We start from the raw sequence: 5,482 nt of genomic DNA, 5'->3' as shown, positions 1-5,482 counted from the left end.
GGGCCCCACCGCCGTCGACTCGGCTCATCGCCAAAGCTCAGACACGGCTCAGATCTGGTTGCCGTGCCATTCCTTGACGAGGCCCTCCTCCCGGATGCGCTCGACGGTCATCGCGATCACCTCCCCTCCAGTCGTGCGGACCCCGCGGCAAGAGCGCGGGGAGCTCGGTCACGAGACCCGGTCGTCGAAGGTCGTCGCGACGACGCCCATCGCGTTGATCACCCGCGGAAACCCCGCGTACGGCGCCACTTGCAGCACCGCGCCCGCGATCTCCTGCTCGGTGAGTCCCGCGTTGAGCGCGATGTTGACGTGCGCGGCCAGTTGCGGGCCGGTGTCGCCGATCGCCACCAGCGCGCCGATGACCACCAGCTGCCGCTGCCGCAAGGTGAGGTCGTCGCGCGAGTACAGGTCGCCGAAGACGAACTCGACCGCGAGCCGACGCAGATCGGGCGCGATCCGGTTCAGGTCGGCCAAGTGCTGGTCGCCGCCCGCCGACCCGATCTCCGCGAGCTTGGCCAGGCCGCGTTCGTACTTGTCGTCGGTCATCGGCCCGCCCGCCCGGGCGTCGTGGCCGTCCTGCCCAGGGCGATGCGGCCGTTCGTCACCGCGAGCAGCGCGCCGAGGAGCATGAGCGCGCCGCCGACCGCCTGGATCGCGGTGATCCGCTGGTCGAGCAGGATGAAGGCGCACAGCGAGCCGAACACGGGGACCAGGAACATCATCGTGGCGGCGCTGGCGGGCCCTACGTCCCTTACACCGCGGTAGTAGTACAGATACGCGACGGCGGTGGGCAGGATGCCGAGGTAGGCCATGTTGATCCAGAACCCGTTCGACAGCTCGTCCCACCGCACCTCGCCGAAGGACGGGATCGCCATCGCGCCCAGCAGGAGGCTGCCCGCGACGGTCCCGTACGTGGTCGCCGCCAGCGGCTCGATGCCGGCGATCACCTTCTTGCTGACCAGCGTGTAGGTCGCCCAGGTCGCCGCGCCCAGCAGGAAGATCCCGTCACCGACGAGCCGCAGCGATCCGGCGGGCGTCTCCGACGACACCGCGACGAGGAACAAGGCCGCGCCCACCGCGGCGAGCCCGAACCCGGCCAGCCGCGCCTTCGACGCGGTCTCCTGCCGGGTCACCACCAGGAACAGGGTGGTCAGGATCGGGCTGAGCACCGGCACGATCAGCGCGCCGTCCACTGAGGGGGCGAAAGTGAGTCCCCAGAAGAAAAGCGCGTTGTACGCGAACACGCCGATGGCGCCCGCGAACGCCGCCCGGAGCTGCGCGCGCCGGGGCAGCCGCTTGCGCGGGCCGCGCCGCAGGAGCATCACCGCGACCAGGAAGACCGCGCCGATCCCGAAGCGGCCCAGCGCCGCGACGCTGTGCGGGACCTCGCCGACGGCGATCTGGGAGGTGGCGAACGCGCTGCCCCAGAACACCATCGTGATCGTCAACAACGTGTACGGGCCGAACGACCGCGACGGATCACGCACGCTTCTCTCCTGACCTCAGGTGACGGGGGACCGTCACATCGCTTCCCGCACGTCCTTGTGCCGGTGCGCCGAGCTGATCCGCTGGCCGGGGGCGACGTCGCCGAGCACGAGCGACTGCGCGCCGATGACCGCGCCGGGCCCGATGTCGACCAGGCCCAGCACCATGGCGCCCGCGCCGAGGACCACGCCGTTGCCCACCAGGGGGTGCCTGCGCTCGCCCGTGGGGCGCTGGTTGTCCCGCCACCAGCCGACCGCGCCGAGAGTGACCTGGTGGTAGAGCATCACGTCGTCGCCGATCACCGCGGTCTCGCCGATGACGACGCCGTTGCCGTGATCGATGAAAATCCGCCTGCCGATCCGCGCGCCGGGATGGATCTCCACCCCGGTCAGGAGCCGACCCAGGTTGGCGACCAGCCGCGCCCCGATTCGCCAGTCCCGAAGGTAGAGCGCGTGCGCGCAGCGGTGTGCCCAGAGCGCGGGCAAAGTCGGGTGCAGCAACGCCTCCAGGAACGACCGCGCGGCGGGATCCTTGGCAAGCACGGTGCGCACGTCCTCGGCGACGCGGGCCGCCACCCCGCCGAGCACGCCGGTCCGGACGCCGATCGGGATCGCCATCTCAGTCCGCGTCCACGCTGTCGACGCGAGCCCAGTCCTCCGCCGTGCCCGCGTCCGGGAACAGCGTCACCACGGTCTCGGCGGGCGACAGGTTCGCCGCGATCTGCCGCGCGACGATCCAGTTCGCGGCCGCCGAGGTGCCGATCCGGGTCCCGGTCAGCTCCCGGAACTCGGCCATGGCGGCGAGCGCGTCCCCAAGCCGCACGCCGCGGTGTTCCGCGCCGGGCACGTGCGTCCGCACAAACGGTTGGCGCAGGCCATATCCGAGTCCGCCGGACCCGGCGATCTTGCGTTCGCCGTTGGGGGCCGCCGATGTGCCGTATGGCATCTCGGCGGGGGTGACGCCCACGATCCTCAGGTTGGGCACGCGCAGACGCAGCGCGCGCGCCACCCCGGCGAGAGTCCCGCCCGTGCCTACCGCCGCGACCCAGCAGCTGGGCGTCGTGGTGCCGAGCTGCTCGACGATCTCGGCGCCCGTCATGTGCTCGTGGACGCCCAGGTTCACCAGGTTGCGGTGCTGCCCGAGGACTGTCCACTCCGGCTCGAGCGCGCCGATTTCCGTGGCCCGCTGGATGATCCCGAGGATGAACAGCTCGGCGTCGACCAGGTCCAGCCGGACGCCGTCGGCCAGCAGCGCCGCGCGCCAGCTGTCCGGAATGGTGCTGGGGACGGCGAACCGGATCGGGATCCCGGTCAGCTTCCCGAGCCTGCCCAGGGCCCGGGCCATGTTGCCGCCGGAGAAGTCGACCAGCCGCAGTGGCCCCGTGCTCTCGTCGTGGTCGGCCACCGCTTGGCACAGCAGGGCGAAGGCGACGCGGTCCTTGACCGAGCCGAGCGGATTGGCCATCTCGTACTTCGCCAGCACCCGCGCGCCGCTGGCGGGGCCTGGGACCTCGATCAGCGGGGTGCCGCCGAGCCGCGCGCGGAACTCGCGCAGCACCGGATATCGGGTCAGGGCAACGCTTTCGTCCAGCGGCGGCGGTGGGCCGTCGCCCAGCGAGAGGTCGAGGTCGATCGAGTCCGACGCGGTCACAGCGGGCCTCCGTCCGCCATGGCCGGTTCGCCTGCGCGGACGATCACGTGCAGCGTCATCGTCAGCACGGCTTTGGCGTCGGCGTCGAGAACCTCGCACAGCATGCGCAGCGTGCCGTAGCGGGGACCGCTCAGCGACGGGCCGACGTCCTTGACCGTGACCCGGGCGCTGAGCACGTCGCCAGGGCGCACCGGGCGGATCCAGCGCAGCTTGTCCACACCGGGGGAGCCCTCGATCGCCGCGTCGCTGACCAGGTGGTCGACGAACATCCGCTGGAACAGGGCCGCGGTGTGCCAGCCGCTCGCGGCGAGCCCGTCGAACAGGTGCCCACGCGCGAGGGTGTCGTCGAGGTGGAAGGGCTGCGGGTCGAACACCTCGGCGAAGCTGTCGAAGAACGGGTCCGATGCCGCCTTGCGCTCCACGGACAGCCCGGCCTCCTTCGCGAAGGCCAGGGTGAGGTCGCTGAACCGCAGCAGGTGCGCCCGGACGTGCTCGGGCGTCCCCAGTGCGACAACCTCCCGCATGCGGAACGCCGCGAGCCTGCGGAGCCCCTCGTACCGGGTCTCGTTTCGGAAGCAGGTGCCCAGCGCCGTCACCAGCTTGTCGCCGTCGAGCCGGGTGTTCTTGTGCCCGACGTACACCCCGTAACAGACCGTCGACGGCAGCGCGAGCTCCGCGTCCCCCAACGCTTCGGCGGGCACGGAGTCCGCGGTGTCGCGCACTGTCGTCTCTCCGGGCTCGCCGGGTTCGCCGTGCACGCGCAACGTCGTCGCCACCATCGCCAGGTGGGGGAAGTTGCGGTAGACGTCGAGGGCAGCCAGGTCGGCGACCGGCAGCAGCGCGGGGAGCATCGCTTTTCGCGCGCCCGCGGCCACCGCCCAGTCCAGCACCATCTCGTCGAGCTGGGTCAGGATCTCGACCTGGTGGTGGCTCAGCCACGCCAGGCCGCGGTCGGTCAGCGCGGGCACGACACCGGCGGGCGATGCCGCGCTCACGCGGCGTCCCCGACCGCGGCGAAGACCCCGAGCTTGGTGAAGAACGCGACGGGCTTGCGGCACGCCCGGTCGTCGAGCTTGCGGCGCTCGGGGCTGGTGATCAGCGCGGAGCGGAACGCGACCGGGTCGGCGATGCCCGCGTCCTCATAGGCCTGCAGGCTGTACATCGAGTGCACGCAGAAATCGCGGTACTCGCGTAGATATCCGCTGAGCTGGGCGATTTCCCCGGCGTCGAGTCGGTCGCGCACGCGGTTGAACAGCAGGGTCACCAGCTCGCGGCCGAACGCGATGTGCCGGGATTCATCCTGGTGATGAATACGGTTCACCTGACGGATGGTCTCGTGCAGCGTCTCGTCGGCCGCCATCCGCATGTTGTAGTAATCGACGATCTCTTCGAACATGAGAATCCGGGAGAACACGAGGAAGTTCTCCAGATCCGCGTCGGCGACCACTTTGGTCTTCAACCGCGGAAACGGGTAGATCTTCCGCCCATAGCGCTTGCAGAATTCCGCGAAGAACCACATGTGCTCGTTCTCCTCACCGATGAAATGGTGGAAGAATTCCGATGGAATCTCGAAGCCGGGCATGTGGACCCGATTGACGACCTCCATCAGCAGTTCGCGGATGCCGTGGACGTTGAGGCTGTAGAAGTTCACGCTCTCCCACCTGGACAGCGTGATGAGCTGCTCTTCGGTGAGCTCCTCGCCCTGCGCCGTGCCGTGCACGGTGAGCAGGTCCCGGCTCATCCATAGTTCGTCCTCGGGCAGGGATTCCGGCCAGTCGAACATCCGATAGGGATTGTAGTAATCCTCGACGGACATCGTGCCCAGTCGTTCCAGAATCTGCGTCAGACGCTCTGTTCCGCGATCGTCAACAGTGATCATTGATTGTCCCCGCTGTCGAGCGGCCCGGTCGGCCGCTGATCCACATTTATCGGCACAGGGTGCCGCGACGCGAGGGCGCCCCACAGTGCTCAGCCACCCGCGTCATTCCCCAGCCCCCTTGCGATCCAGCATAGGAACGTCCAATCGGCACGGTCAAACACATCTCTCAAGATGTGGGAGCGAACCCTGTGGGGGCGAATCGGCGGCATTTGCCGATGGTTACTCTGAATACCCTAACGGCGTTGTTTCGGCGCTATCGGAGAACCAATTCCCGGTCGTTCGCGACAGGTTGGCTCTTGCCCGGGCCGATTCGACGTGATAAGGCGCGACCGTGGCCGGTGCCCTAGTACGGCAGCAGCCATTCGCTAGCTGACCTGGGTGTTCTCGATGTTGCGGGCGAGTCTGGTGCGTTTGTGGAACCAGCGTGAGCGTGCTTGGTGTCGGCGTCGCCAGTTCACCCAATGGGTT

At 69.1% G+C, this 5,482-nt stretch carries 6 protein-coding genes; all 6 read right to left on the bottom strand.

The annotated features are described in order from the left end of the window. Positions 1-168 precede the first annotated feature (168 nt). The 6 genes from ACRDSQ_RS21160 to ACRDSQ_RS21135 are packed head-to-tail and all read right to left on the bottom strand — an operon-like array spanning position 169 to position 5,014. Complete coding sequence (locus tag ACRDSQ_RS21160) at positions 169-546, bottom strand: carboxymuconolactone decarboxylase family protein (RefSeq protein ID WP_431423463.1); 378 nt, start codon at positions 544-546, stop codon at positions 169-171. Next, entirely contained in the window at positions 543-1,487 is a 945-nt protein-coding gene (locus tag ACRDSQ_RS21155) for a DMT family transporter (RefSeq protein ID WP_431423461.1), read from the bottom strand. Before ACRDSQ_RS21155 ends, ACRDSQ_RS21160 begins: the two co-directional genes overlap by 4 nt. A 33-nt stretch (positions 1,488-1,520) precedes the next feature. Then, positions 1,521-2,102 (bottom strand): serine O-acetyltransferase EpsC, encoded by a 582-nt coding sequence (gene epsC, locus ACRDSQ_RS21150; protein ID WP_431423460.1) that lies wholly within the window; start codon positions 2,100-2,102, stop codon positions 1,521-1,523. A gap of 1 nt (position 2,103) precedes the next feature. Continuing rightward, on the bottom strand, positions 2,104-3,135 hold the full coding sequence (locus ACRDSQ_RS21145) for a pyridoxal-phosphate dependent enzyme (RefSeq protein WP_431423458.1): 1,032 nt from the start codon (positions 3,133-3,135) through the stop codon (positions 2,104-2,106). Further along, positions 3,132-4,130, bottom strand: coding sequence for a MaoC/PaaZ C-terminal domain-containing protein (locus tag ACRDSQ_RS21140; RefSeq protein ID WP_431423457.1), 999 nt, complete (start codon positions 4,128-4,130; stop codon positions 3,132-3,134). The genes ACRDSQ_RS21145 and ACRDSQ_RS21140 overlap by 4 nt, the downstream gene beginning before the upstream one ends. Beyond that, positions 4,127-5,014 carry a diiron oxygenase gene (locus ACRDSQ_RS21135; protein WP_431423456.1) on the bottom strand — a complete coding sequence of 296 codons (888 nt, stop codon included), beginning with the start codon at positions 5,012-5,014 and terminating at the stop codon, positions 4,127-4,129. The genes ACRDSQ_RS21140 and ACRDSQ_RS21135 overlap by 4 nt, the downstream gene beginning before the upstream one ends. Between the last annotated feature and the right edge of the window lie 468 nt (positions 5,015-5,482).

Origin of the sequence: Actinokineospora sp., assembly GCF_050699995.1 — a bacterium.
In the GTDB taxonomy this organism is placed as follows: Bacteria; Actinomycetota; Actinomycetes; order Mycobacteriales; family Pseudonocardiaceae; genus Actinokineospora.
This window is presented reverse-complemented; position numbering and strand designations above follow the sequence as displayed.

Excerpts from the sequence above, each read along its gene's own strand:
- ACRDSQ_RS21160 (WP_431423463.1), bottom strand. The coding sequence starts at position 546 with ATGACCGACGACAAGTACGAACGCGGCCTGGCCAAGCTCGCGGAGATC.
- epsC (WP_431423460.1), bottom strand. The coding sequence starts at position 2,102 with ATGGCGATCCCGATCGGCGTCCGGACCGGCGTGCTCGGCGGGGTGGCG.
- ACRDSQ_RS21135 (WP_431423456.1), bottom strand. The coding sequence starts at position 5,014 with ATGATCACTGTTGACGATCGCGGAACAGAGCGTCTGACGCAGATTCTG.